The sequence below is a fragment of the Nocardioides sp. CCNWLW216 genome (assembly GCF_037120545.1).
GTDB lineage: Bacteria > Actinomycetota > Actinomycetes > Propionibacteriales > Nocardioidaceae > Nocardioides > Nocardioides lianchengensis.
In genome coordinates this window covers 139,225-163,302 of record NZ_JBBBBJ010000003.1, presented here as the reverse complement: position 1 = coordinate 163,302, position 24,078 = coordinate 139,225, and the positions used below count along the sequence as shown (strand labels likewise).

Sequence of the window (24,078 nt, the reverse complement as noted above, 5' to 3'; positions counted from 1 at the left end):
CAGCGAGTCCGCTGGCGCGTCCTCGCTAGCGCGGGACGCGGACGAGCAGGCGGCCGTGGACGCACTCCATGCGGAGCTCGCGGCCCAGGCCGATGGAGTCGCCGTCGAGCTGACGGGGGGTGTCGGAGCCGGCGCGGACGTGGATCGTCGCGCCGGTCATCCGGTTGATGGTGTCGTCGGTGCGCGACCGCTTGGCGAGCACCCGGAAGGCGAGCGGCACCCAGGACAGGAACCGCTGCGGGTGCAGCAGGACGACGTCGAGCTGCCCGTCGTCGATGGCGGCGTCGGGCAGCAGCGGCATGCCGGCCTGTAGCGAGCCGACGTTGCCGACCACGACGGTGCGGGCGCGGTGCTTGGTGAACGGCGCGCCGTCGACCGAGATCTCGACCTTCACCGCCGGGAACATCAGCGCCTTCATCCCGGAGAGGACGTAGGCGATCCAGCCGACCTTCTTCTTCAGGTCCTCGTTGACGCCCTCCATGATCGCGGCGTCGAAGCCCATGCCGGCCATCACCATGAAGTGGGTGTCGTCGAAGCCGTCGCCGCTGACGTTCACCAGGTCGATCGCCCGGTCCTGGCCGTTGAGGCCGATGTCGATGGCCGAGCGCAGGTAGAGCGGGATGCCGAGGTTGCGGGCCAGCAGGTTGCCGGTGCCGGCGGGGATGATCCCGACCGGGATCCCGGTGCCGGCCAGCTCCGCGCAGACCTCGCGGACCGTGCCGTCGCCGCCGCACACCAGCACCAGGTCGGCGCCGGCGACCGACGCCGCCTCGGCCATGCCCGTGCCGGGGTCCTCGATGGTCGTGAGGTGCCAGGTCGGCTCGTTCCAGCCGGCCTCGGTGGCCATCGCGGTGACGATGGCCTGGAAGGCGCCGACGTCCTCGACCTTGATCGGGTTCAGCACCACGGCGAGCTGGCGCGCCGAGCTGAACACCTCGGGCAGCGGCTGGACGCCGGACTTCACCGCGATGCTCCGCGGCAGCGGGCTGTAGATCGAGAGCCCGAGGAGCACGGTGCCGGTGCCGAGCAGCACGCCACCGACGACGTCGGAGGGGTAGTGCCGGCCGAGCAGCACCCGGTCGAGGCAGACCAGCACGGTCACCAGGCCGGCGGCGACGTACACGACCCGTCGTACGCCGGAGCGGCGCACCAGCATCAGCACCAGCACGCACACCACGCCGGCCAGCGCGGCGATCATCGTCGCGTGCCCCGAGGGGTACGACGGCGTTCCGTGCTCGTTGACCAGCACCTGCCACTCGGGCCGGTCGCGGTCCAGCAGCAGCTTGGTCAGGTGGGTCAGCGCCCGGGCGACGACCAGCACGCCGACGGCGTACCCGGCGGCCCGGCGGTGGCCCTTGACGAACAGCCCGACCGCCAGCGCGACACCGGCGACCACGATGCCGACGTCGCCGAACGCCTCCTCGACGCCGCGCAGCAGGTGGCGCAGCCAGCCCAGGTCGGTCGCCCAGGAGGTGGCCGGCCCGCCGCGGTCGTCGACGTCGACGACCGGCGCCCACCGCTGGTCGACGGCCACCGCGAGGGCCGCGAACAGCAGGTAGCACAGGGCTGCCCAGCTCAGCAGCACGACACGGGGACGATCCAGCACCGGCCAAGTATGACCAAGGGGGCATTACTCGCGTGAGCCGCCGCCGTACGCCCCGATAGCCTGACGTCATGATCGACCCCCGCATCCTCCGCGAAGACCCCGACCGTGTGCGCGCCGCCCAGGCCAAGCGCGGGCTGTCCGACGAGGTGGTCGACCAGGCCCTCGCCGCCGACGCCGAGCGCCGGCGGGCCATCCTCGACTTCGAGGGCAAGCGGGCCGAGCAGAAGCAGCTCGGCAAGCTGATCCCGCAGGCCCAGGGCGACGAGAAGCAGGCCCTGCTCGCCCAGACCAAGACCCTCGCCGCCGAGGTGAAGGCCGCCGAGGCGGCCCAGACCGCCGCCGACGAGGCGTGGAACGCCGCGCTCCTGTCGCTGCCCAACCTGGCCTCCGAGGAGACCCCGGAGGGTGGTGAGGACGACTTCGTGGTCCTGGAGACCGTCGGAACCCCGCGCGACTTCGCCGCCGAGGGCTTCGAGCCGCGCGACCACATCGAGCTCGGCAAGCTCCTCGGGGCCATCGACCTGGACCGCGGCGCCAAGGTCTCGGGCAGCCGCTTCTACTTCCTCACCGGCGTCGGGGCCCAGCTCGAGTTCGCGCTGATCAACCTGGCGATGGAGCAGGCCCGCAACGCCGGCTTCACCCAGGTCATCGCGCCCGCGCTGGTGCGCCCGCGGGCCATGGACGGCACCGGCTTCCTCGGCCAGGCGGCCGACGACGTCTACAAGATCGAGGGCGACGACCTCTACCTCGTCGGCACGTCCGAGGTGCCGATGGCGGCGTACCACTCCGACGAGATCCTCGACGGCGCCGCGCTGCCGCTGCGCTACGCCTCGTTCAGCCCGTGCTTCCGCAAGGAGGCCGGCTCGCACGGCAAGGACACCAAGGGGATCATCCGGGTCCACTGGTTCGACAAGGTCGAGATGTTCGTCTACACGACGACCGAGGACTCGTACGCCGAGCACCAGCGGCTGCTGGCCTGGGAGAAGGAGTTCCTCGACAGCCTCGAGCTCGCCTACCGCGTCATCGACGTGGCCGCCGGCGACCTGGGCCTGTCGGCCATCCGCAAGTTCGACTGCGAGGCCTGGATCCCCACGCAGGGCAAGTACCGCGAGCTCACCTCGACCTCCAACTGCACCGAGTTCCAGACCCGGCGCCTGGACACCCGGGCCCGGTACGACGGCCAGGTCGGCCCGGTCGCCACGCTCAACGGCACGCTCTGCGCGATGACCCGCACGATCGTCGCGATCCTCGAGACCCACCAGCAGGCCGACGGCTCGGTCCGGGTCCCGCAAGCGCTCCAGCCCCACCTCGGCGGCCTCGAGGTGCTGAAGCCCGTCGGAGGACTCGGTGGTTGAGGAGGTCGCGCAGCGACCGTCTCGAAACCCAGACTGGACTCCGAAGGTCGTCGCCCTCGACATCGACGGCACCCTGCTGAAGTGGATCGAGGGCGAGGGCGCCACCCGCGAGGAGATCTCCCCGGCCGTGTACGACGCCGTGCACCGCGCCCTCGACGCCGGCGCCCACGTGGTGCTGGCCAGCGGCCGCTCCCCGCACGGCATGACCCCGATCGCCGACCTGCTCGACCTGCGCGGCCAGGACGGCGACCGGCTCTGGATCGTCGCCTCGAACGGCGCGGTGATCACCCGCTACCCGCCGCTCGAGGTGGTCCGCGAGGAGACCTTCGACGCCGGTCCGGCCGTCAAGGCGGTCCTTGAGCGGCACCCGAACGCGCTGGTCGCGGTCGAGGAGCGCGGGGTCGGCTACCGCGTCACCGACCACTTCCCGGAGGGCGAGCTCTCCGGCGAGATGATCGTGACCGCGGTCGACGACCTGGTCGCCGGCCCGGTCAGCCGGGTGATCATCCGCGACCCCGAGGCGACCGCCGACGAGTTCGTGGCCCTGGCCGGCGACCTCGGCCTGCACGGCACCAACTACGTCGTCGGCTGGACCGCCTGGCTCGACCTGGCGGCCGTCGGCGTCGACAAGGCCTCGGGTCTCGCGCACGTCTGCGACGAGCTCGGCCTCACCGCGGCCGACGTACTCGCCATCGGCGACGGCCGCAACGACATCGAGATGCTCCAGTGGGCCGGTCGCGGCGTGGCGATGGGCCAGGCCATCCAGCCGGTCCTCGACGTCGCCGACGCGGTCACGGAGAGCGTCTACGAGGACGGCGCCGCGATCGAGATCGACCAGTGGTTCTCCCCGCGGTAGTCGCGACCGAGCGCCTCCGGCTGCCGCTCTGGACCGCGGACGACGTGGCCGCGATGCGCGACGGCGTACGACGCCCCGGGTGGCACGCCGACTTCCCGCGCCGGGACGACCGCGACGCCGCCACCCTGTGGCGCGCGGGCGACCCGTGGGCGCCGCGGAGCATCGTGCGGGGCACGACCGTGCTCGGCTCGATCGGCTTCTTCGGCCCGCCGGAGCCGGCCGCCGGCCTGGAGGACGGGATCGCCGAGGTCGAGGTCGGCTACGGCCTGGTCGCCGAGGCCCGCGGCTGGGGCTTCGCCACCGAGGCGCTGACCTGCCTGCTCGAGCTCACCGACGCCGCCGGGATCCGGGTCCGGGCCAGCGTCGAGCCGGACAACAAGGCCAGCATCCGGGTGCTCGCGAAGTGCCGGTTCACCCAGCTCCGGGGGGCCAACGAGGACGGCGAGCTCGTGATGGCGCGGCCCCTCCCGTCGAACGGTGGTTGAGGTGCGAGCGGAGCGAGCCTCGAAGCCTCGGCTCGTCGCCACCGACCTCGACGGGACCCTGGTCCGCTCCGACGGCTCAGTGTCCGACTACACCCGCGAGGTGCTGCTCGAGCTCGACCGCCGCGACGTCCCGGTGGTGTTCGTGACCGGCCGGCCGCTGCGCTGGGCCGCCGAGGTCTTCGAGCACGTCGGCAGCCACGGGCTGGCGATCGTCTCCAACGGCGCGCTGGTCTGGGACGTCGCCCGCGAACGGGTCGACCTGGAGCGGCCGATCGAGCCGGCGCTGGGAATCGAGGTCTGCCGGGCCGTCCGCGCGGCGGTCCCGGGGACGTCGTACGCCGTGGAGGGCCTGGACGGGATCGGCCTGGAGCCGGGCTACCTGGAGCGCTTCCCGATGCCCGAGGGGAGCCGGCGCGCCCCGGTCGAGGAGCTCCTCGACCGGCCCGCGCTGAAGCTGCTGGCCCGCCACGAGGAGCTCGACGCGGAGGAGTTCTGGGACCTGGCCGAGGTCGCAACCGAGGGCCGGCTGGTCATCACCTGGTCCTCGACGACCGCGCTGCTCGAGATCAGCGCACCCGACGTCACCAAGGCCTCCACCCTGTCGCTGCTGTGCGAGCGGCTCGGGATCTCCGCCGACGAGGTCGTGGCGTTCGGGGACATGCCGAACGACCTCCCGATGCTCACCTGGGCGGGGACGTCGTACGCCATGGCAGACGCGCACCGCACCGTCACCGAGATCGCCGACCACGTCGCCCCCGGGCATGACGAGGACGGCGTCGCGCGGGTGCTGGCTGGTGTGTTCGGGCTGTGACCTGGTTCCATGAGCGCGTGCCGACCCCGCCCGTGACGCTGCTGCGCCTCCTGGTGCTGGCCCTGCTCTCGAGCGCGCTGGTGTGGGTGGCGCCGTCCTCCGCCTCGGCCGCGTGCACCTGCACCGCCGCGGTGATCCGCTCCGACACCGAGCGGCTGGCCCGCAACGCCAACAGCGTCTTCACCGGCACGGTCGTCGGCTCCACCGTCGTCCGCACCGACGACGGCACGGCCACCGCGGTCTTCACCGCCGAGGTCACCGTCGAGCTGATCTACAAGGGCGACGTCCGCGAGTCGAGCGTCGAGGTCGAGACCGTTCGCGGGACCTCCGAGTGCGACCTGGGCCGGCTGGAGGCCGGTCGCCGCTACGCCTTCTTCGTCGAGGCCGCCGAGGACGCGCTGGTCGCCGACGGCTGCGGCGGCACCCAGCCCGCCCGGCCCAAGCTGCTCGTCGAGCTGGAGGCGCTGTACGGCGCGGGCGAGCCGCCCCCCGTCGAGGTCCCCGCCGAGACCGCCAGCATCGAGCCGGTCCCCGGCGTCGAGGACCCGCCCACCTTCACCCGCGCGGCCGCCCCCGGCGGCGCGATGGTGCTCGTCGGGCTGCTCGGGCTGGTCGTCGTACGGCGCCTGGCTCGGCGCTGATCGGCCCGCCCGCAAAGTTTCATCGGCTAGCCGATGAAGCTCGAGGCTGGACGATGAACCTTTGTCGTCCCGGGGTGAGGTTCATCGGCTAGCCGATGAACCTTTGCGGCGGCCCCCGGCGGCCCCGACGGCCCACCTACAGGTACATGCCCCCCGAGTCGCCCGGCTGTGCGCCCGGGTCCTGACCGGGCTGGACGCCCGGAGCGGCCTGCGGCGGCAGCATGCCCGAGGGCAGGCCCTTGCGGATCTGCTCGAACTGCGCCCGCGCGGCCATCTGCTGCGCGTAGATCGCGGTCTGGATGCCGTGGAAGAGGCCCTCGAGCCAGCCGACCAGCTGGGCCTGGGCGATCCGCAGCTCGCCGTCCGACGGGGTGGTCTCCTCGCTGAACGGCAGCGCGAGCCGGTTGAGCTCCTCGACCAGCTCGGGCGCGAGGCCCTCCTCCAGCTCGTGGATGGAGGCCTGGTGGATCTCCTTGAGGCGGTTGCGGCTGGCCTCGTCGAGCGGGGCCGCCTTCACCTCCTCGAGCAGCTGGCGGATCATGCTGCCGATCCGCATCACCTTCGCGGGCTGCTCGACCAGGTCGGTGATCGCGCGCTCGCCGCCCGGCTCCTCGTCGTCGGACGCGGCCTGCGCCAGCGCCGAGGCGGGTACGGCGCCCAGCGGCTGACCGTCCGGCCCGATCACGATGACCTGCTGCTCGTCCTGGCCGGACCCCTGCTGCTCGCTCATGACGTCGACCCTACCCAGCAGCCCGGAGCCGTCAGAGGGTGAGCAGGATCTTGCCGGTGTGCTCGCCGGACTCCATCAGCGCGTGCGCCTCGGCGACCTGCTCGATCGGCATCGTGCCGTGCACGACGGGCTGGACGAGGCCCTCGGCGACCAGCGGCCAGACGTGCTCGACGACGGCGGCGCAGATGGCCGACTTCTCCTCGGCCGGCCGGGCGCGCAGGGTGGTGGCGATGACCGCGCCGCGCTTGCGGAGCAGGGCGCTGATGTCCAGCTCGCCCCGGGTGCCGCCCTGCATGCCGATGATGACGAGCCGGCCCTCGGTGGCGAGCGCGTCGACGTTGCGGCCGAGGTACTTGGCGCCCATGTTGTCGAGGATGACGTCGGCGCCGCCGTGCTCCTGCACCACGGCCACGAAGTCCTCGTCGCGGTAGTTGATGGCGACGTCGGCGCCGAGCGACGTGCAGAAGGCGAGCTTCTCGGCGGTGCCGCCGGTGGTCAGCACGGTCGCGCCCAGCCGGTGGGCGATCTGGATCGCGAAGGTGCCGATCCCGCCCGCGCCGCCGTGGACCAGCAGCCGCTCCTGGGGCCGGAGCCCGGCCACCATGAACACGTTGGACCAGACGGTGGCCGCGACCTCGGGCAGCGCCGCCGCGGTGACCAGGTCGACCCCGGCGGGCACCGGCATCACCTGGCCGGCCGGGACGGCGACGAGGGCGGCGTACCCGCCCCCGGCGAGCAGCGCGGTGACCTCGTCGCCGACCGCGAGGCCGGTGACGCCCTCGCCGAGGGCGGCGACCGTGCCGCTGCACTCCATGCCGATCACGTCGGAGGCGCCCGGCGGCGGCGGGTAGAACCCCTGCCGCTGCAGCAGGTCGGCGCGGTTCAGGCCCGCGGCCGCGACCGCCACCAGCACCTCGCCCGGGCCGGCTTCGACGTCCGGGACCTCGGCGACCGACAGGACCTCGGGACCACCGGTCCCGCTCGCTACGACAGCACGCATGTCGCCAGCCTACGGACGGCTCTCAGTCGAAGCGCTCGTCCGTGTGGTCGACCCCGCTGTCGTCGGGGACCTCGTCGTCGACGTCGTCGGGGTCCGGCGCACCCGCCGGTCGCTCCCAGCCCTCGGCGAGCTGCTGCGCGCGGGCGGCCAGCTTCTCGACGGTGGTCGGGTCGGTGCCCTGGGCGCCCGCCGCCAGCCCCAGCAGGTACGCCGTCACCGGCGCCGCGGGCCGCTCGACCGTGTGCGCGACCACGCGCGCCAGGTCGAGCACCAGGGCCTCGTCGATCTCGATCTCCGGGTCCAGGTCGAGGACGTCGCTCAGCTCGTCGATCCAGTCGTGGAGGTTCACGCGTTCCAGACTCTCAGAGGTCCCGCAGGTCGGTCCAGGTGTCCACGTCGCGGTGCTCGTCGCCGGTGGCGGCGACCTCGGCCAGGTCCAGCGGACCGAGCAGCCGGTGCACGGCCATGCCGTGTGGCGCCTCGAGCCCGGGCCGTACGGCGGCCAGCCGCGTGGCGTCCAGCACCAGCGCCAGCTGGCGACGGCCGTCCGGCCCGACCAGGACGGCCCCGTCACGCGAGGAGGCGGCCTCGTGCAGCCGCCGGAACGTCAGCGCGCTCACGTGCGGCATATCGACCGCCAGCACCCCGACCGTCCGCGGCGTGCGCAGCAGCGCGTCCACGCCGGTGAGCAGACCGGCCACCGGGCCGCCGTACCGGGGGCTCTCGCGGCAGAAGGTCACCGGCCGCTCGGTCGGCACCGGGTCGCCCACGACGACCACCTCGGCGGCGTCCACGAGCGCGTCCAGCGCGTGGGTCAGCAGGGTGCGGCCGTGCAGCTCGATCGACGCCTTGTCGGCGCCCCCGAGGCGCGCCGCCGTACCGCCCGCGAGCACCACGGCGCAGAAGTCGAACGGACCCAGGTCCTCCATGACCCACCAGCGTGCCACGCTGGGGTGGTGCGCATCGCCCTGGTCCAGGAGCCCGCCGGCCTCGAGCCGGACGCCAACCGCGCCCGCCTGCGCGAGCTGACCCCGGCGGGGGTGGACCTGGTGGTCTTCCCCGAGGCCTTCGCCCGCGACTTCGGCGAGGCCGGCTCCGACGTCAGCCCGTACGCCGAGGCCGCGGACGGCCCGTTCGCGACCGCCGTCGCCGAGGTCGCCGCGGAGCGCGGCACGACGGTGGTGGCCGGCATGTTCGAGGTCGGCCCCGACCCGGAGCGCCCGTTCAACACGCTGGTGGTCCGGGGCGCGGCGAGCGCCGACTACCGCAAGGTGCACCTCTACGACTCCTTCGGCTACCGCGAGTCCGACCGGCTCTCCGCCGGTGAGATCACGCCCGCCGTCGTCGAGGTCGGCGGGCTGCGAGTCGGCCTGATGACCTGCTACGACCTGCGCTTCCCCGAGCTCGCGCGTTCCCTGGTCGACGCCGGCGCCGAGGTGCTGGTGGTGCCGGCGGCGTGGGTCGCCGGGCCGCGCAAGGTCGACCACTGGCGGACCCTGGTCCGGGCCCGGGCCATCGAGAACACCGTGTACGTCGCCGCCGCCGGCCAGCCCGGTCCGCGCTACAGCGGACACTCGCTCGTCGTCGACCCGCTGGGCGACGTGCTCGCCGAGGCCGCGGACGGGCCGGCCGTGCTGACCGCCGAGCTGGACCCGGACCGGCTCGCCGAGGCGCGTCGTACCAATCCCTCGCTCGCGAACCGTCGTCTGTAACCTTCCTCGTCGTGTCGTCCGCCGCCCCCCGCCGTCGCGCCGAGCGCCCGGCACGGGAGCGCCGCCAGCGGCGTGAGGGCCGCGAGCGCAGGCCGCTGCGCCAGCGCGCCGCCACCGTCGGGGAGTCCCGGCTGCCGGTGAGCGTGTGGGCGATCGTCGTCCTCGCGGGCGTCGGCTGCCTGGTGGCCGCGATGGTCCCGGTCGGTCCCGAGGAGCTGGCCGGTGCCGGCTCGGTCGCCGTGGCCGGTGCGTTCGCCTGGGCCCTGGCCGCCCGCACCGGAGGCCGGCCGATCCTGTTCGGCGTCCTGGCCGTCGCCTGCGGGATCGGCGTGCTGGTCGCCGACGAGGACGCGCTGCGCACCGGCGCGGCCGTGATGACCTGCGTCATCAGCGCCGTCCTGGGCGTGGTCGCGACGGTCCCCGCCCGGCGCTTCGTGGGGGCGGCCCGCGAGTGCGTCGTCGCGATCCTGATCGCGGCCGTCGGTGCGCTCGCGACCGCGGGCTTCGCGCCGACCATCGACCTGCTGCGGTTCGAGTACGTCACCCTGGTGCTGGCGCTCGCCGGCGCCTTCGGCGTGGTCTACCGCCTCGGCGCCGGCTTCCACGGCCTGGGCCGCCGCGGCGTCGCCACCGTGCTCATCGGCGCCGTCGTCCTCGCCGTCACCCTCGCGTACGCCGAGCTGCTGCGCCGCTACGGCACCCCCGGCCTGGTCGACAACCTCCTCGACGGCGTGCGCTGGAGCCGCGAGCACCTCGGCGCCTTCCCGCGCCCCATCGAGACCGTCCTCGGCGTACCCGCCCTGGTCTGGGGCACCCACATGCGCGCCCGCCGCCGCCAGGGCTGGTGGGTCTGCGCGTTCGGCGCGGCCGCGACCACCCCCGTCGCGAACTCCCTGATGAACCCCGCCATCTCCCTGTCCGAGGTCGGGCTGTCGGTGACCTACGGCCTGGTCATCGGCCTGGTCATCGGGTACGTCGTCGTCCGTCTCGACCTGCTCCTCACCGGCCCCCGGGGCCGCCGGGCGCGGCAGGCCGAGGAGGAGGCGGCGGCCCGCCCGGAGCCGGCGCGGACGAGCGCGCTGCTCTGAGTTCGGCGTACGTCTCAGTAACGGCTAGGTTCGCGACATGCCCCGCGAACAGGTCACCGAGATCGTCGCCGAGATGGTGGCCAACGTGCTGAGCGTGGCCGTCGGTCCCGGAGACGCCGTCGCCGTCGGCGACACCGTGGCGCTCCTGGAGTCGATGAAGATGGAGATCCCGATGCTGGCCGAGGTCGCCGGCACCGTGCGCGCCGTCAAGGTCGCGCCCGGCGACGTCGTCCAGGAGGGCGACGTTCTGGTGGAGCTGCTCCTCTCGTAGCGGCTCCGCGGTCCGGATCTCTTCTGGACCCTGGATGTGGTCTCGATACGCCGGTCGCGAGCTCCTTCGTCGCTCGCGCGGCTACTCGACCTCGCGGCAGGCTCCCGCCCTTCACAGGCTCAGGACGGGGCCGCAGAGTCTCGATACGCCGGTCGCGAGCTCCTTCGTCGCTCGCGCGGCTACTCGACCTCGCGGCAGGCTCCCGCCCTTCGCAGGCTCAGGACGGGGCCGCAGAGTCTCGACCTCCGTCGCTGCGCGGCTACTCGACCTCGCTGCTGACTCCCAGCCTTCGCAGGCTCCGGCTGGGGCAGCTGAAGCAGAGGGGGCGGGATTCGAACCCGCGGTAGGTCTCCCTACGACCGCTTTCAAGGCGGTTCCGATCGGCCGCTCCGGCACCCCTCCTCGCGACGCCCCGAGAGACGCCACGCGGAGGATTCTAGGCGGTCCTCACTCCGACCCGCCGAGCTCCAGCTCCACGTCGTCGTAGGCGAGGTCGTTGAGCCGCTGCACGTGGTGGTGGACGTCGCCGACCAGGCGCTTCAGCTCGATCCGGACGTCCTCGACGGCCTCGGTCTCCAGGACCACGCTGCCGAGCCGGTTGAGCCGGCCCAGGATCACGTTGCGCTCGCGGAACGCCGTACCGCCGCGGGCGGCGAGCCAGCCGTCGTCGGTGCCGACGGACTCGCCGGCCAGGGCGTCGCGCAGGGCGGCCATCCGCTGCCGGACCACCCACCGCCAGTTGCCGAGCGGGACACCCTGCTGGCGGGGCGCGTCGAGCGCCTGGTCGAGGCCCTGGAGCGCGAGCGTGAGCCGGGTGGTCATCCCCCCGGCGAGGGGGGTGGGGCTGGTGGCCATGGTGCCTCCCGGCGATGACTGGGTCTCGAGTGTGACGCGGCTCACGGACGAGGACAAGCCTACCGACGGGCGGATTGGCGGCCCCCGCGGCGGCCGTCGTTCAATAGGAGGCGTGTCCGACGCCGTCCCGCTCTCGCCGACCGACGCCACCCCCGTGGACTACCGGCTGAACCCGGCCTTCGCGGCCCGGTTCGTGGGGCTCGCGCTGGTCCTCACGGCGATCCTGATGTTCGTCGCGACCGCGCTGGTCGCCGTCCTCGACCTCCCGGCCGACGTCCTGGTCGGGCTGCTCGTGGTCAGCGTGGCCGCCGTCTTCGTCCTCGGCTGGCGGCTCCGCTCGCGCTCCTACGTCCTGCGCTGCGACCGCGACGGCTACCGGGTCGGCCTGGTCCGCGGCGCGGGCGTCACCGCGGCCCGCTGGACCGAGGTGGCCGACGCGACCACCGCGAGCCCGCGCGGCATCCCCTGCGTCGTCCTGCGCCTCCAGGACGGCCGTACGACGACCATCCCCGTCCAGGCGCTTGCCATCGACCGGGAGCAGTTCGTCCGCGAGCTGCAACGCCACCTCCAGCGCGGCCAGGGTCTGCGCCCGCTCTGAGACGCGGCATCGACACCGGGCCCACCCCAGATTCGTGCTGGACCGCACCGGCCTAGTAGCCTGTCGGCGCTGTCGAGGAGGCGTCGCCTAGTCCGGTCTATGGCGCCCGCCTGCTAAGCGGGTTTGGGGCTACAACCCCATCGAGGGTTCAAATCCCTCCGCCTCCGCCAGATGGACGTGGAAGACCCCCGGTGAGCGTCGCTCACCGGGGGTCTTCTCGTGCGGGGTCCGCGCAGGGCGGTGAGCAGCCCACCGAACCGGCCCCGCGAACGGGGGAGGGCCCACCGCGGCGCGGGGGTGACCCTCAGACCTCGACGCCCTCGACCGCGTGGTGGCGCCCGATGGGCAGCACCAGCGGCTTGCCCGAGACCGGGTCGGGAACGACGCGGGAGGTCATGCCGAAGACGTCCTGCACGGTCTGGGCGGTGAGCACCTCGCTGGGGTCGCCGGCGGCGTAGAGCCTCCCGCTGCGGACCGCGACGAGGTGGTCGGCGTACCGGGCCGCGAGGTTGAGGTCGTGCAGCACCATCACGATCGTGGTGCCGCGGCTGCGGTTGAGGTCGGTGAGCAGGTCGAGCACGTCGACCTGGTGGCTGACGTCGAGGAACGTCGTCGGCTCGTCCAGCAGGAGTACGTCGGTCTGCTGGGCCAGCGCCATCGCGATCCAGACCCGCTGCCGCTGGCCGCCGGACAGCTCGTCCACCGACCGGTCGGTGAGCGACAGGGTGTCGGTCATCGTGAGCGCCTCGGTGACCGCGGCGGTGTCCGCGGCGGTCCACCGGCTCATCACCCGCTGGTGGGGGTTGCGGCCGCGGGAGACCAGGTCGCCGACGACGATGCCCTCGGGCGCGACCGGCGTCTGCGGGAGCAGCCCGAGGGTGCGGGCGACCTCCTTGGTCGGCAGCTTGTGCAGCGCCTTGCCGTCGAGCAGCACCTGACCGCCCTTCGGGGCCAGCAGCCGCGACATGGCGCGCAGCAGGGTGGACTTGCCGCAGGCGTTGGCGCCGACGATGGCGGTGATCCGCCCCGGCGGCACGGCCAGGTCGAGGTCGTCGATGACGGTGCGGTCGCCGTACCCCAGGGTGATGCGCTCGACGAGGAGCGAGTGGGCGTCGGTCACAGCGAGCCTCCGGAACGGTTCGTGCGGATGAGCAGGTAGACGAGGTACGGCGCCCCGAGGACGCCGGTGATCACGCCGACGGGGTAGCGGTTCTCGAAGGCGAACTGCCCGAGCAGGTCGCCGGTCAGCACCAGCAGCGAGCCGACCAGCGCCGCCGGGATCATCAGCGACGTCCCGCCCCCGATGATGCGCGCCGCGATCGGACCCGACAAGAACGCCACGAAGGCGATCGGGCCCGCGGCGGCCGTGGCGAACGCGATCAGGGCGACCGCCGCGACGATGGTGACCAGCCGGGTGCGCTCGACGCGGATGCCGAGCGCGGAGGCGGAGTCGTCGCCCTGCTGCATCAGCGTCAGCCCGCGGGCCTGCGCGAGGAGCACGGGCCCGGCCACGACCAGGGCGAGGGCCAGCGGCCGTACCTGGTCCCAGCTGGCGTTGTTGAGGCTGCCGGTGAGCCAGCGCATCACGGTCTGCAGGTCCCAGACGGCGGCGCGCAGCATGAGGTAGCTGACGACGCTGTCGAGCATGGCGGCGACGGCGATGCCGATGAGGATCAGCCGGGTGCCGGCGACGCCGTCGCGGAAGGCCAGGACGTAGATCACCAGGGCGGTCGCGAGCGCTGCGGTGATGGCCATCAGCGAGACGGCCGTGCCGGTCATCTCGAGCGTGATGATCGCGAAGACGGCGGCCGCGCTCGCCCCGGAGCTGATGCCGATGAAGTCGGGGGAGGCCAGCGGGTTGCGCAGCATCGTCTGGAAGGTCACCCCGCCGACGCCGAACGCGGCGCCCGCGAGGACGGCGAGCGTGGCCCGGGGGAGCCGGAGCTCGCCGACCGTGAAGGAGGCGCCGGGCACGGTCTCGCCACGGATCACGTCCCACACCTCCCCGAGGCTGTAGACGGTGTTGCCGTAGACCAGGCTGACGACGTACAGGACGACGACGAGGGCGAGCATCACGGCGATCACCGCGGCCCGCCGTACGGCGCGGCGGCGACGGCCGCGGGCCACGACGTCGCCGGCGGACCGGACAGGCGTCTCCACGAGCGCGGTCACAGGGCACGCACCTTCTGCCGGCGGACGATGTAGATGAAGACGGGGGCGCCGAGGAAGGCGGTGACGATGCCGACGTCGATCTCCTCGGGCCGGGCCACGACGCGGCCGACGACGTCGGCCGCGGTCAGCAGCGCGGCGCCCATCAGCGCCGACAGCGGGAGCAGCCAGCGGTGGTCGATGCCGATCACCAGCCGGCACAGGTGCGGGACGACGAGGCCGACGAAGGCGATCGGCCCGGCGACGGCCGTGGCGGCGCCGCAGAGGGTGACCGCGCCGACGGCCGCGAGCAGCCGGGTCAGCCCGACCTTCTGGCCCAGGCCGGCGGCGACGTCGTCGCCGAGGGCGAGCGAGTTCAGCCCCCGGGCCGTCGCGAGGCACAGCAGCGCCCCGATGGCGAGGAACGGCAGCACCTGCCACATCCGCGAGTACGTCGCCCCTCCGACGCCGCCGATCTGCCAGAACCGGAACGTGTTCATGACGTCGACCCGCGGCAGCAGGATCGCGCTGACCAGCGAGCTGAACGCCGCGGACGTCGCCGCGCCGGCGAGGGCCAGCTTGAGCGGGGTCGCGCCGCCGCGGCCCAGGGAGCCGATGGAGTAGACGAAGGCCGCCGAGAGCGCCGCCCCGGCGATGGCGACCCAGATGAACGACCGGGGCGAGGACAGCTCGAAGAACACGATGCCGGTCACGACGGCCAGGGAGGCGCCGGTCGTGACGCCGAGGATCCCGGGGTCGGCGAGCGGGTTGCGGGTGACGCCCTGCATGACCGCCCCGGCGAGGCCCAGGGCCGCGCCGACCAGGATGGCCAGCAGGGTGCGGGGGAGGCGCCGGTTGACGGCCGCCTCGCCGACGGTGTCCGTCGCGCCGCCGAGACCGCTGAGGACGTCGTCCCAGCCGACCACCCGGGCGCCGAACGCGACCGAGGCGACGACCGCGAGCCCGAGCGCCACCACGGTGGCCAGCACCCAGAGCGTGCGCGTCGCCGCCGACCGGGCCCCGGGGGCCACGGTCGACGGCGACGCGGAGGTGAGGGTGTCGCTCACGCCTTCTCGGCCGCCGCCTCGATGACGTCGAAGTACTCGTCGATGCCCCACATGATCGAGAGGGGCGACGGGTTGGCCGAGGCCGCCAGCGGGGTCGAGTCCTCGAAGATCGCGATCGCGCCGGCCTTGACGGCCGGGATCTTCGAGAGCAGCGGGTCCGCCTGGATCATCTTCACGATGTCGCCGCCGGCCGGGTCGCCGTACGTGATGAAGACGTCGACGTCCGCGAAGTCCTCGGGGTTCTCGGCGCTGCGGGTCACGTAGAACTCGTCGCTCTCGGACGAGGCCTCCTCGACGACCGCCGGGGTCACCATGCCGGACGCGGCCAGGAAGCCGGGCCGGGTGTCGTGGGTCGTGTAGAAGCCGACCGTGCTCAGGTCCTTCGGGTCGATGTAGGCGAACATCGCGCTCTTGTCGGCCAGGCCCGGGTGGGCGGCGAAGGACTCGCTGACGCGGGCCTGCAGGTCGGCGACGAGCTCCTCGCCCTCGGTCTCCAGGCCGAGCGCCTTGCTGTTCATCAGGGTCATGTCCTCGACCGAGGTGGACCAGGCGACGTCGGGGTAGGCCACGACGGGCGCGATCTTGCTGAGGGTGTCGTACTCCTCCTGGGTGATGCCGGAGTACGACGCCAGGATCACGTCGGGCTGCGTGTCGGCCACGGCCTCGAAGTCGATGCCCTCGGTCTCGTCGAAGAGCACCGGCGTCTCGGCGTCCAGCTCCTCGAGCTTCTCCTCGACCCACGGCAGGACGCCGTCGTTGTCGTCGTCGCCCCAGGTCGCCTTGCTCATGCCGACCGGGACGACGCCGAGGGCGAGCGGGACCTCGTGGTTGGCCCAGGCGACGGTGGCCACGCGCTCGGGCTTCTCCTCGATCGTGGTCTCGCCGTAGACGTGCTCGATGGTCACGGGGAAGGCCGCGGCGGAGGAGGAGCCGCCCTCGGACCCGCCGGCGTCGGTGGCCTCGGAGTCGTCGTCGCTGCCGCAGGCACCGAGGGTCAGGGCGAGGGCGGTGGCGCTGGCGGCCGCCAGGAAGCGTGTGGAACGCATGGAGATGCTCCGATCAGGATTAGGTAAGGCAACCCTAAACGACTTTGCCTACGGCTCCCATTCGGTCCCGGTTTGCGCGTCCCCGGGCACGGGGAGGTGTTGCCAGCGGGGCGCGGCCCCACGGATAGTGGAGATCTCGGACCCCTCGGAAGGGCAACCCCATGAACCTCGCTCGCAAGGCAGCTCTCGCCGTCACCGTCACGATCATCGGCCTCGGCGTGGTCGCGGTCCCCGCGCCCGCCCAGGCCACCAGCTGGGGCTGCGGCGGCTTCTGCCGCACGGCCGGCCGCTAGCTGCCGCTGACGCCCGGGGTCTCGTTGCCCGACACCCCGCGGGTCCCCATCGTGTAGCCGAGCTGGAAGCGCGTCTCGGCGTCGTACTCCTCCTTGAGGTCGGCCACGTAGCCGGCGTACGTGCGCGGACTCACGCCCAGCCGCTTCGCGCTGACCGGGTCCGAGTGGCCCTCGATCAGCATCCGGATCGTCATCGCGCGCTGCTCGGCCGCGATGTCCTTCATCATCGACGACTCCCGGTTCGCGAACGGTCGGCCGCGCTCCCAGGTGCGCTCGAAGATGTCGACCAGGTAGGCCACCACCGACGGCTCCCGTACGGCGATCGCCGTCCGCAGGTCGTCGGCCGCCGGGATCACCGCCACCCGCCGGTCGACCACGATCATCCGGTTGAAGAACTCGTCGAGCGTGCGCACCTCGGCGCCGCGGGCGGTGACGGCGGCGACGTACTGGTGGGTGATCGAGCTGCGCCGGGCGCTGTGCTGGTAGAGCGTGCGCAGCCGGGTGCCGCGCTCCAGCATGGCCGTGTCGCGCTCGGTGGCGATCGCGAGCGACGGGGCGTCCCGGCCGGCCTGGGGCTGCGCGGTCAGCAGCTCGTCCTCCGCCTCGGCGACCAGGCCGGCGAGGAACGGGTCGATGGCCTCGCCGTGCAGGTAGGTGAACGGGCCCTGACCCGCCGACTGCGGGGAGCGCCGCCAGCTGGTGCTGAGCCCGGCGAAGGCCCGGGCCCACTGGGAGGACTCGTCGAGCAGGCGGGCGCCCTCCTGGCCCAGCGGCGAGACGACCCGGGACTGGATGGTGCCCGGGTCCTCGGCGACCCAGGTGTCGGTCGCGTCGTCGCGACGGAGCAGCCCCAGCTCGGCGAGCAGCGCGAACGGCCGGTGCCGATCGCCGCCCTCGGCGATCCGCTCGTCGCTCGCGGGGAGGCCCCCGGCGGCCAGCACCTCGTCGTACAGGGCGGTGGCCTCGGACTCGAAGAGCGCGCGCCGGTCCGGACCGTAGGTCTCGGGTCCCGGGGTCGACACGGCAGTCATGCTCGCACAACGCACGAGGGCCCCACCCGCGACGGGTGGGGCCCTTGTGAGGTGGCGTGCCTCAGCCGCCGAGCCGGGCCCGCAGGCCGTCGAGCTCGGTCCAGAGCACGGCCGGCAGGTCCTCGCCGAACTTCTCGAACCACTCCTGGATCTGCGGGAGCTCGGCCTTCCACTCCTCGGGGTCGACGGCCAGGGCGGCGGTGAGCGCCTCCTCGGTCATGTCGAGGCCCTCGGTGTCCAGCGAGCCCGGAGCCGGCACGTGGCCGATCGGGGTCTCGACCGCGGCGGCCTGGCCGTCGATGCGCTCGACGACCCACTTCAGGACCCGGCTGTTCTCGCCGAAGCCGGGCCACAGGAAGCCGCCCTCGTCGTCGCGGCGGAACCAGTTGACGTAGAAGATGCGCGGCAGCTTCGCGGCGTCGTTGTCCTTGCCGACCGTGATCCAGTGGTTGAAGTAGTCGCCGGCGTTGTAGCCGATGAACGGCAGCATCGCCATCGGGTCGCGGCGCACGACGCCGACCGCGCCGACCGCGGCGGCCGTCGTCTCGCTGGACAGGGTGGCGCCCAGGAAGGTGCCGTGGGTCCAGTCGCGGGCCTCGAAGACCAGCGGCACGGTCGTCTTGCGGCGGCCGCCGAAGAGGATCGCGTCGATCGGGACGCCGCGCGGGTCGTCGTACTCGTCGGCGAGGATGTCGCACTGCTTGATGGGCGTGCAGTAGCGGCTGTTCGCGTGGCTGGAGAGCTCCTCGGACTCGGGCGTCCACGGCTCGCCCTTCCACGAGGTGGCCTTGGCCGGCGGGTTCTCGAGGCCCTCCCACCAGATGTCGCCGTCCTCGGTGAGCGCGACGTTGGTGAACACCGAGTTGCCCTTGTCGATGGTGCGCATCGCGTTGGGGTTGGTGTGGTTGTTGGTGCCGGGCGCGACGCCGAACAGGCCGTACTCGGGGTTGACCGCCCACAGCCGGCCGTCCTCCCCGACGCGCATCCAGGCGATGTCGTCGCCGAGGGTCTCGACCTTCCAGCCCGGGATGGTCGGCTCGAGCATGGCGAGGTTGGTCTTGCCGCAGGCGCTCGGGAACGCCGCGGCGATGTACTTGACCACGCCGGCCGGGCTGGTGAGCTTCAGGATCAGCATGTGCTCGGCCAGCCAGCCCTCGTCGCGGGCCATCGCGCTGGCGATCCGCAGGGCGTAGCACTTCTTGCCGAGCAGCGCGTTGCCGCCGTACCCGGAGCCGTAGGACCAGATGGTCCGCTCCTCGGGGAACTGCACGATGTACTTGGTGTCGTTGCACGGCCAGGCGACGTCGGCCTGGCCGTCGGCGAGCGGGTGGCCGACCGAGTGCACGGCCTGGACGAAGCTCGCGTCGAGCTCCTCCATCCGGCGCAGGACGTGGCTGCCCATCCGGGCCATGACGCGCATCGAGGCGGTGACGTACGCCGAGTCGGTGATCTCGATGCCGAACATCGGGTGCTCGGCCTCGAGGTGACCCATCACGAACGGGATGACGTACATCGTGCGGCCCTTCATGGAGCCCGCGTAGAGCTTCGTCATGAGGGTCTTCATCTCGCCCGGGTCCATCCAGTTGTTGGTGGGTCCGGCGTCGCGCTTGTCGACCGAGCAGATGTAGGTCCGGTCCTCGACGCGGGCGACGTCGATCGGGTCGGACGCGGCGTAGAACGAGTTCGGCTTGATCGCCGGGTTGAGCCGGGTGAAGGTGCCGGTCGACACCAGCGCGTCGGTCAGCTCCGTCCACTCCTCGTCGGATCCGGTGCACCAGTGGATGCTGTCCGGCTGCATGAGCGCGGCGAACTCGTCGACGAAGTCGAGGATGCCTCGGTGGGTGGTCGGTGCCTGCGTCTCGGCGGTCATTGCGTGGCTGTTCCCTCTCGCGCATCGCGGGATGCTTCGGCTGCTGCCTCGGCGCCCCGGCCGTCGAGCGTGTCGACGGTGTGTCGTGGAGCTGTGTGGATCGCCCGGCTTCGTTGTCGGCGACTTTTGTGTCGTCCCCCGGAGTTGGAGACGAGGCTTCCGCACCCGTCTCGCCCCAGGATGTGGCGACGGTACCCCCGCGTTTTGGCCGCGCATATTGGATCGATCAAGGCTTCGTGGGCCGGGTCACACCGCCTGCGGACGGCACCGATTTCGGGTACAAACGGCCGTTCCGCTATCCTCGACCAGTCGTTCGGTCAGCCGGACGGATGCGCCTGTAGCTCAACGGATAGAGCATCTGACTACGGATCAGAAGGTTTGGGGTTCGAATCCCTACAGGCGCGCAGGACACGGAAGCCCCAGGTCAGCCTCGCTGACCTGGGGCTTCGTCATTCCTCGAACGTCCCGCGGGCGGGCCTCCCCCGGGCCGCGCTCGACGAGGACGGCCCGGGCCGGCGGTGAGCTTCGCCCCCGGCTGGGTACCCGGGCGTCATCTTCACCGACACCGCTCACCGGGTGGCGGCATGCTCGACACCCGCGTTGGGTGACGCGCGAAGGTGCGTGGACCTGAGGCCACCCGCTCTCCAGGTCGGCGCGATCGGGCCGCCCCCGCTCACTCGGAGAGAACCGGTCGAGTGAGCGGGGTGTGGGCTCCCGGGGCTGCCCGCCAGCGCGCCTCCGGGGTCAGCGGTCGTCGCCGAGGTCGAGTCGGGGGAGCTCTCGCCGCGACTCGGGACCGGACGTGAGCCGCTGGGCGACGGTCCGGACAGCGGGCAGCGCGGCGACCTTGGTGGCCCAACGCAGGACGCGGACGCCGGCGGCGGAGCTCGGGGCCGCGAGGCGGGGCACGCCGGGCGGGAGATCCTGGGCGTCCTCGACCAGGGGACGCATCCAGTCGTCGTACTGCTGGAAGGCGGCCAGGTGGCCACCGGCCGGAGCCTGGGAGAGGAAGGCGGCGAGGACGTAGGCGCCGGTCAGCGCCAGCGAGGTGCCGCCCCCGCCGATCGGGGTCACGCACCAGGCGGCGTCACCGAGGAGGCAGACCCGGCCGCGGTGCCAGGCGGGCGCGACGACCTGGCGCAGGTGGTCGACGTACAGGTCGTCGGCGTTCGCCAGGCCGTCGAGGATGCGGGGGACCTCCCACCCGACGTCCTCGAAACGCTCGCGCAGCGCACCGCGCAATTGCTCGTCGTCGAGCCCGTCCAGCACGGGGCCGTCGGTGAGGAAGTTCAGCATCGCCCGGACCGTCCCCACGTCGTCGGGGCGCAGGGACGCCTGGCGCGAGTCCGGGACGACGAGCACGTTCCACCAGTCGTCGTCCGTCTCGGTGCGGGCGATCGTCCCGTAGGTGACGTACATGCCCAGCGCCCGCTGCTCGGGCTCGTCGCCGAAGACCAGCTCGCGCGTCAGCGAGCCGACCCCCTCCGCCACCACGACGAGGTCGTAGGCGTCCGTGGCACCGCTCGACAGGGTCACCTCGACTCCGTCGACGCGCTCCGTCAGCGAGGTCACGCGCGCGCCGAAGCGCCAGGTGACGGTCTCGGGGCAGGCATCGACCAGGATCCGCGACAGCGCGCCCCGGAGGATCTCCAGCTCCGCGGTCGGGCCGTCGCGTCCGTCGTGGCGGTCGACCGGGAACTCCGACACGACGACGCCGCTCTTGTCGAGGAACCGGGTGCCGACCTCGCCGGTGTTGCGTGCGCGGACGGCGTCCTCGAGGCCCATCAGGCGGAGCACCTCCCGCCCGGTGGCGCGGACGTCGACGTTCTGGCCGCCCTCGCGCAGGCGGGCGGCGGACTCGACCACGGTGACGTCGAAGCCGGCGCGGTCGAGCCAGTAGGCGACGGCCGGGCCGGCGACGCTGGCGCCGGTGACGAGGATGCGGGGCGGAACGGTCATGAGGTCCTCTCGATCTGTCGGGGCCACCAGAAGCGGTCCCCGAGGAGTACGGCGATGGCGGGGACGAGCACGGTGCGGATGACGAGGGTGTCGAGCAGGACGCCGACGCAGATGACGACGCCGATCTCGGCCAGGCCGACGGCGGGCAGCAGGCCCAGGACCGTGAACACGGCCGCCAGCAGGATCCCGGCGCTGGTGATGACGCCGCCGGTGGCCCGGAGCGCGTGCAGCATCCCCTCGCGCGTCCCGCGGGACGGTGTCTCCTCGAGCGCCCGGGTGACGAGGAAGATGTTGTAGTCGATGCCGAGTGCGACCAGGAACACGAAGGCGATGAGCGGGACGTTCGTCTCGAGGCCGTCGTACCCGAGCACGGCGACGAAGATCCACCACGACGCGCCCAGCGCGGCGGCGTACGTCGCCACCACGGTGGCCACCAGGATCACCGGAGCCAGGATCGACCGGAGCAGGCCGGCCAGCACGAGGGTGACCAGGAGGACCAGGAGCGGGACGATCAGGAGCAGGTCCCGCCTGGTGGCGTCGGCCTTGTCGACGGCCTCGGCCTCGGTGCCGCCGACGAAGGTCTCCGGGTAGGGGTCGAGGTTCTCGCGCAGCGTCTCGACGGTGTCCTTCGCGGCGTCCGAGCCGGGCGCGGACGCCAGGACGGCCTCGACCAGGCTGACCCCGTCGGCCTGTTGGCTCACCGTCGTCGACTCGACCCCCTCCGTCTCGCCGACGGCCCGGAGGACAGCGTCCGGGTCGGCCTCCGTCACCACCTGGACGGGCTCGGAGGTGCCGGCCGGGAAGGACCGCGCCAGCCGCTCCGCTCCGACGATCGCCTCCGGCTTGGTCTTGAAGGCCTCGCTCGCGTCGAGGCCCAGGCTGATCCCGAAGAGGCCGGTGGACGCCACGGCGACGAGCGCCAGGCTGCCGGCCACGACGGCCCGCGGGCGTCGGGAGACGAGCCGGCTCACGCGTGCCCACACCGTTCGGTCCGCCGGACCGCCGTCCTCCGCGGTGCGGTCCGGAGCGTGGTGGGGGACCCGGGGCCAGAAGATCGGCCGACCGAAGCAGACGAGGGCCGCCGGCAGCACGACCAGCACGAAGAGCGAGGCGACGGCGATGCCGATGGCGGACGCGACGCCCAGGGCCCGGGTGCTGGGCGTCAGGGAGAGGGCCAGGGTGAGGACGCCCAGGACGACGGTGGCGGCGCTGGTCAGCACGGCCTCCGCCGTACGACGGAGCGCGACGGCCATGGCGTCGTACCGGGACTCGTGGCGCGCCAGCTCGCTGCGGTAGCGCGAGATCAGCAGGAGGGCGTAGTCCGTGCCGGCGCCGAAGACCAGGATGGACAGGATGGCGGTGGTGGCGTCGTCGAAGGCCACCCCGAGCCCGGCCATGACCTGGGTCCCGACGACGGCAGCGAGCCGGTCGGCGACACCGATGACGGCCAGCGGCACGACCCACAGCACCGGGCTGCGGTAGGTGATGACCAGCAACAGGGCCACCACGAGGGCGGTCGCCCCGAGCAACCGGGTGTTGGCGTCGTCGAAGACGGCGTCGATGTCGGTGGCCACGGCGGCGGGGCCGGTGACGGCGGCGGTCACGCCGGTCGGGGTCGACTCGGCGAGCCCCGACCGGAGGGCCTTGACCTCGGAGATCTGGCCCACCTCGTCGGTCGAGCGGATCGGGACGACGGCGAGTGCCGCCGTACCGTCCTCGGCGACCCGCACGGCCCGGTCGTCGCTCGACGTCGCGCCCAGCCGCTCCGCCAGGACCACGAGCTCCTGGACCGTGGACTCCGGCAACGTCCCGGTCTCCGCCTCGAAGAGCACGACCGCGGCGCCGTCGCTCTCCGGGAGGTCGGCGATCAGCGCAGCGGCGCCGGCGCTTCCCGATCCGGACGGGAGCGTGTCCGTCGGTCGCGCCGTCCGCTCACCGTCGCCCACCAGTCCGATCACCAGGATCGCGACGACGAGGGGCAGCAGCGCCAGGGCGGGGGCGACGCGCCGGGTGAGCACCCGGTTCACCCAGTGCGGAGGCTCGGCGTCCGCGCGCACCTCCGGCGGCGGGCCTACGGTAGGAGCAGCATTGGTCACGATGTATCCCGTCAGAAGAGAGACCCGCTGAGTAAGCCAGTGGGCAAGTTTCTTAGTCAGTGAGACACTTTGTCAGTGAGTGAGCCAGGAATCAACCCGCCGACCACGGAGGCGCTCCGTGAGCTGGTGGCCGCCGCGTTCGAGGTACGACGAGCCGTCCTCCGCCGTACCGGTCTCACCGAGGCCGAGCTCAGGGCGATCGAGCACCTGAGTGACACCCCGTCCTCGCCGGGCGACCTGGCCCGGCTCCTGCACCTGACGACCGGGGCGGCGACCGGCGTCGTCGACCGACTGGAGGGGCGCGGGCACGTCGAGCGCCGCCCGCACCCGAGTGATCGTCGTCGGATGGAGGTGCACCTGACGGCCAGTGGTCACGCGGAGGTGGACCACCAGCTGGCCCCGATGCTGGACCCGCTCACCCGACTCGACGCGAGTCTCGGCGAGGACGAGCGCGCCGTCGTCCTGAAGTTCCTGCACGACGCGGTCGAGGCGTTCCACGAGCTGGTCGACGCCGACGGCTAGCTAGATGTCCGAGGGCTGTCCCCGCTCGGCGTCGGCGG

25 protein-coding genes and 3 tRNA genes are annotated in these 24,078 nt (G+C 72.8%); 13 read left to right on the top strand and 15 right to left on the bottom strand.

The window, feature by feature from the left end:
• Positions 1–25: 25 nt before the first annotated feature.
• Entirely contained in the window at positions 26–1,606 is a 1,581-nt protein-coding gene (locus V7S47_RS08420; protein WP_336561152.1) for a YegS/Rv2252/BmrU family lipid kinase, read from the bottom strand.
• A gap of 68 nt (positions 1,607–1,674) precedes the next feature.
• Between V7S47_RS08420 and serS the strand changes: the two genes are divergently transcribed.
• The 5 genes from serS to V7S47_RS08395 are packed head-to-tail and all read left to right on the top strand — an operon-like array spanning position 1,675 to position 5,754.
• The gene (gene serS, locus V7S47_RS08415) at positions 1,675–2,961 is read left to right on the top strand and encodes a serine--tRNA ligase (RefSeq protein WP_336561151.1); all 1,287 of its coding nucleotides are present in this window, start codon (positions 1,675–1,677) and stop codon (positions 2,959–2,961) included.
• Complete coding sequence (locus V7S47_RS08410; protein WP_336561150.1) at positions 2,954–3,817, top strand: HAD family hydrolase; 864 nt, start codon at positions 2,954–2,956, stop codon at positions 3,815–3,817. The genes serS and V7S47_RS08410 overlap by 8 nt, the downstream gene beginning before the upstream one ends.
• Positions 3,799–4,302 carry a GNAT family N-acetyltransferase gene (locus tag V7S47_RS08405; RefSeq protein WP_336561149.1) on the top strand — a complete coding sequence of 168 codons (504 nt, stop codon included), beginning with the start codon at positions 3,799–3,801 and terminating at the stop codon, positions 4,300–4,302. The genes V7S47_RS08410 and V7S47_RS08405 overlap by 19 nt, the downstream gene beginning before the upstream one ends.
• A 1-nt stretch (position 4,303) precedes the next feature.
• On the top strand, positions 4,304–5,113 hold the full coding sequence (locus tag V7S47_RS08400; RefSeq protein WP_336561148.1) for an HAD family hydrolase: 810 nt from the start codon (positions 4,304–4,306) through the stop codon (positions 5,111–5,113).
• Positions 5,114–5,130: 17 nt separating this feature from the next.
• Complete coding sequence (locus V7S47_RS08395) at positions 5,131–5,754, top strand: hypothetical protein (protein WP_336561147.1); 624 nt, start codon at positions 5,131–5,133, stop codon at positions 5,752–5,754.
• A gap of 136 nt (positions 5,755–5,890) precedes the next feature.
• Here V7S47_RS08395 and V7S47_RS08390 read toward each other — a convergent pair whose 3' ends face one another.
• From V7S47_RS08390 to mobA, 4 genes are read right to left on the bottom strand one after another with little or no spacing between them, the layout of a single operon-like run.
• Positions 5,891–6,484: a bacterial proteasome activator family protein gene (locus tag V7S47_RS08390; protein WP_336561146.1), complete on the bottom strand. Its 594-nt coding sequence runs from the start codon at positions 6,482–6,484 to the stop codon at positions 5,891–5,893.
• A 31-nt stretch (positions 6,485–6,515) separates the two neighbouring features.
• The gene (locus V7S47_RS08385; RefSeq protein ID WP_336561145.1) at positions 6,516–7,484 is read right to left on the bottom strand and encodes an NAD(P)H-quinone oxidoreductase; all 969 of its coding nucleotides are present in this window, start codon (positions 7,482–7,484) and stop codon (positions 6,516–6,518) included.
• A 22-nt stretch (positions 7,485–7,506) separates the two neighbouring features.
• Complete coding sequence (locus V7S47_RS08380) at positions 7,507–7,833, bottom strand: DUF6457 domain-containing protein (protein WP_336561144.1); 327 nt, start codon at positions 7,831–7,833, stop codon at positions 7,507–7,509.
• A gap of 13 nt (positions 7,834–7,846) precedes the next feature.
• A complete protein-coding gene (gene mobA, locus V7S47_RS08375) occupies positions 7,847–8,413 on the bottom strand; it encodes a molybdenum cofactor guanylyltransferase (RefSeq protein WP_336561143.1) in 567 nt (188 codons plus the stop codon).
• Positions 8,414–8,440: 27 nt separating this feature from the next.
• Here mobA and V7S47_RS08370 point away from each other — a divergent pair, with 27 nt between their 5' ends.
• Genes V7S47_RS08370 through V7S47_RS08360 form a run of 3 tightly spaced genes read left to right on the top strand, consistent with a single transcriptional unit; the run spans position 8,441 to position 10,555 of the window.
• On the top strand, positions 8,441–9,196 hold the full coding sequence (locus tag V7S47_RS08370; RefSeq protein ID WP_336561142.1) for a carbon-nitrogen hydrolase family protein: 756 nt from the start codon (positions 8,441–8,443) through the stop codon (positions 9,194–9,196).
• An 11-nt stretch (positions 9,197–9,207) separates the two neighbouring features.
• Positions 9,208–10,284 carry a hypothetical protein gene (locus V7S47_RS08365; protein ID WP_336561141.1) on the top strand — a complete coding sequence of 359 codons (1,077 nt, stop codon included), beginning with the start codon at positions 9,208–9,210 and terminating at the stop codon, positions 10,282–10,284.
• 37 nt (positions 10,285–10,321) lie between these two features.
• Complete coding sequence (locus V7S47_RS08360) at positions 10,322–10,555, top strand: biotin/lipoyl-binding carrier protein (protein WP_336561140.1); 234 nt, start codon at positions 10,322–10,324, stop codon at positions 10,553–10,555.
• A 317-nt stretch (positions 10,556–10,872) separates the two neighbouring features.
• On the opposite strand, the gene V7S47_RS08355 is transcribed toward V7S47_RS08360, so the two are convergent.
• Both V7S47_RS08355 and V7S47_RS08350 read right to left on the bottom strand, forming a co-directional pair.
• Positions 10,873–10,957, bottom strand: a tRNA-Ser gene (locus V7S47_RS08355).
• A 45-nt stretch (positions 10,958–11,002) separates the two neighbouring features.
• Positions 11,003–11,410 (bottom strand): hypothetical protein, encoded by a 408-nt coding sequence (locus tag V7S47_RS08350; protein ID WP_336561139.1) that lies wholly within the window; start codon positions 11,408–11,410, stop codon positions 11,003–11,005.
• Positions 11,411–11,522: 112 nt separating this feature from the next.
• Here V7S47_RS08350 and V7S47_RS08345 point away from each other — a divergent pair, with 112 nt between their 5' ends.
• Both V7S47_RS08345 and V7S47_RS08340 read left to right on the top strand, forming a co-directional pair.
• Positions 11,523–12,008 carry a hypothetical protein gene (locus tag V7S47_RS08345; protein ID WP_336561138.1) on the top strand — a complete coding sequence of 162 codons (486 nt, stop codon included), beginning with the start codon at positions 11,523–11,525 and terminating at the stop codon, positions 12,006–12,008.
• A 76-nt stretch (positions 12,009–12,084) separates the two neighbouring features.
• Positions 12,085–12,178 (top strand) — tRNA-Ser (locus V7S47_RS08340).
• Between the two features lie 134 nt (positions 12,179–12,312).
• On the opposite strand, the gene V7S47_RS08335 is transcribed toward V7S47_RS08340, so the two are convergent.
• From V7S47_RS08335 to V7S47_RS08320, 4 genes are read right to left on the bottom strand one after another with little or no spacing between them, the layout of a single operon-like run.
• Positions 12,313–13,128, bottom strand: a complete 816-nt coding sequence (locus V7S47_RS08335) for an ABC transporter ATP-binding protein (RefSeq protein ID WP_336561137.1) — start codon at positions 13,126–13,128, stop codon at positions 12,313–12,315.
• On the bottom strand, positions 13,125–14,180 hold the full coding sequence (locus V7S47_RS08330) for a FecCD family ABC transporter permease (protein ID WP_336561136.1): 1,056 nt from the start codon (positions 14,178–14,180) through the stop codon (positions 13,125–13,127). Before V7S47_RS08330 ends, V7S47_RS08335 begins: the two co-directional genes overlap by 4 nt.
• Positions 14,177–15,223 (bottom strand): FecCD family ABC transporter permease, encoded by a 1,047-nt coding sequence (locus tag V7S47_RS08325; protein WP_336561135.1) that lies wholly within the window; start codon positions 15,221–15,223, stop codon positions 14,177–14,179. Before V7S47_RS08325 ends, V7S47_RS08330 begins: the two co-directional genes overlap by 4 nt.
• Positions 15,220–16,269, bottom strand: a complete 1,050-nt coding sequence (locus V7S47_RS08320; protein WP_336561134.1) for an iron-siderophore ABC transporter substrate-binding protein — start codon at positions 16,267–16,269, stop codon at positions 15,220–15,222. The genes V7S47_RS08325 and V7S47_RS08320 overlap by 4 nt, the downstream gene beginning before the upstream one ends.
• Positions 16,270–16,430: 161 nt before the next feature.
• Between V7S47_RS08320 and V7S47_RS08315 the strand changes: the two genes are divergently transcribed.
• Positions 16,431–16,562, top strand: a complete 132-nt coding sequence (locus V7S47_RS08315; RefSeq protein ID WP_257024105.1) for a hypothetical protein — start codon at positions 16,431–16,433, stop codon at positions 16,560–16,562.
• Here the strand turns inward: V7S47_RS08315 and V7S47_RS08310 are convergent.
• Together V7S47_RS08310 and V7S47_RS08305 are read right to left on the bottom strand one after the other, a co-directional pair.
• Entirely contained in the window at positions 16,559–17,584 is a 1,026-nt protein-coding gene (locus V7S47_RS08310; protein ID WP_336561133.1) for a LuxR family transcriptional regulator, read from the bottom strand. The genes V7S47_RS08315 and V7S47_RS08310 overlap by 4 nt on opposite strands.
• Before the next feature lie 70 nt (positions 17,585–17,654).
• Positions 17,655–19,463 carry a phosphoenolpyruvate carboxykinase (GTP) gene (locus tag V7S47_RS08305; protein ID WP_336561132.1) on the bottom strand — a complete coding sequence of 603 codons (1,809 nt, stop codon included), beginning with the start codon at positions 19,461–19,463 and terminating at the stop codon, positions 17,655–17,657.
• 331 nt (positions 19,464–19,794) lie between these two features.
• Between V7S47_RS08305 and V7S47_RS08300 the strand changes: the two genes are divergently transcribed.
• Positions 19,795–19,867, top strand: a tRNA-Arg gene (locus tag V7S47_RS08300).
• Between the two features lie 340 nt (positions 19,868–20,207).
• On the opposite strand, the gene V7S47_RS08295 is transcribed toward V7S47_RS08300, so the two are convergent.
• Entirely contained in the window at positions 20,208–21,422 is a 1,215-nt protein-coding gene (locus V7S47_RS08295; RefSeq protein WP_336561131.1) for an FAD-dependent monooxygenase, read from the bottom strand.
• Complete coding sequence (locus V7S47_RS08290) at positions 21,419–23,449, bottom strand: MMPL family transporter (protein ID WP_336561130.1); 2,031 nt, start codon at positions 23,447–23,449, stop codon at positions 21,419–21,421. The genes V7S47_RS08295 and V7S47_RS08290 overlap by 4 nt, the downstream gene beginning before the upstream one ends.
• A 144-nt stretch (positions 23,450–23,593) precedes the next feature.
• On the opposite strand from V7S47_RS08290, the gene V7S47_RS08285 reads away from it, so the two are divergent.
• On the top strand, positions 23,594–24,040 hold the full coding sequence (locus V7S47_RS08285; protein WP_170867206.1) for a MarR family winged helix-turn-helix transcriptional regulator: 447 nt from the start codon (positions 23,594–23,596) through the stop codon (positions 24,038–24,040).
• Positions 24,041–24,078: the final 38 nt, after the last annotated feature.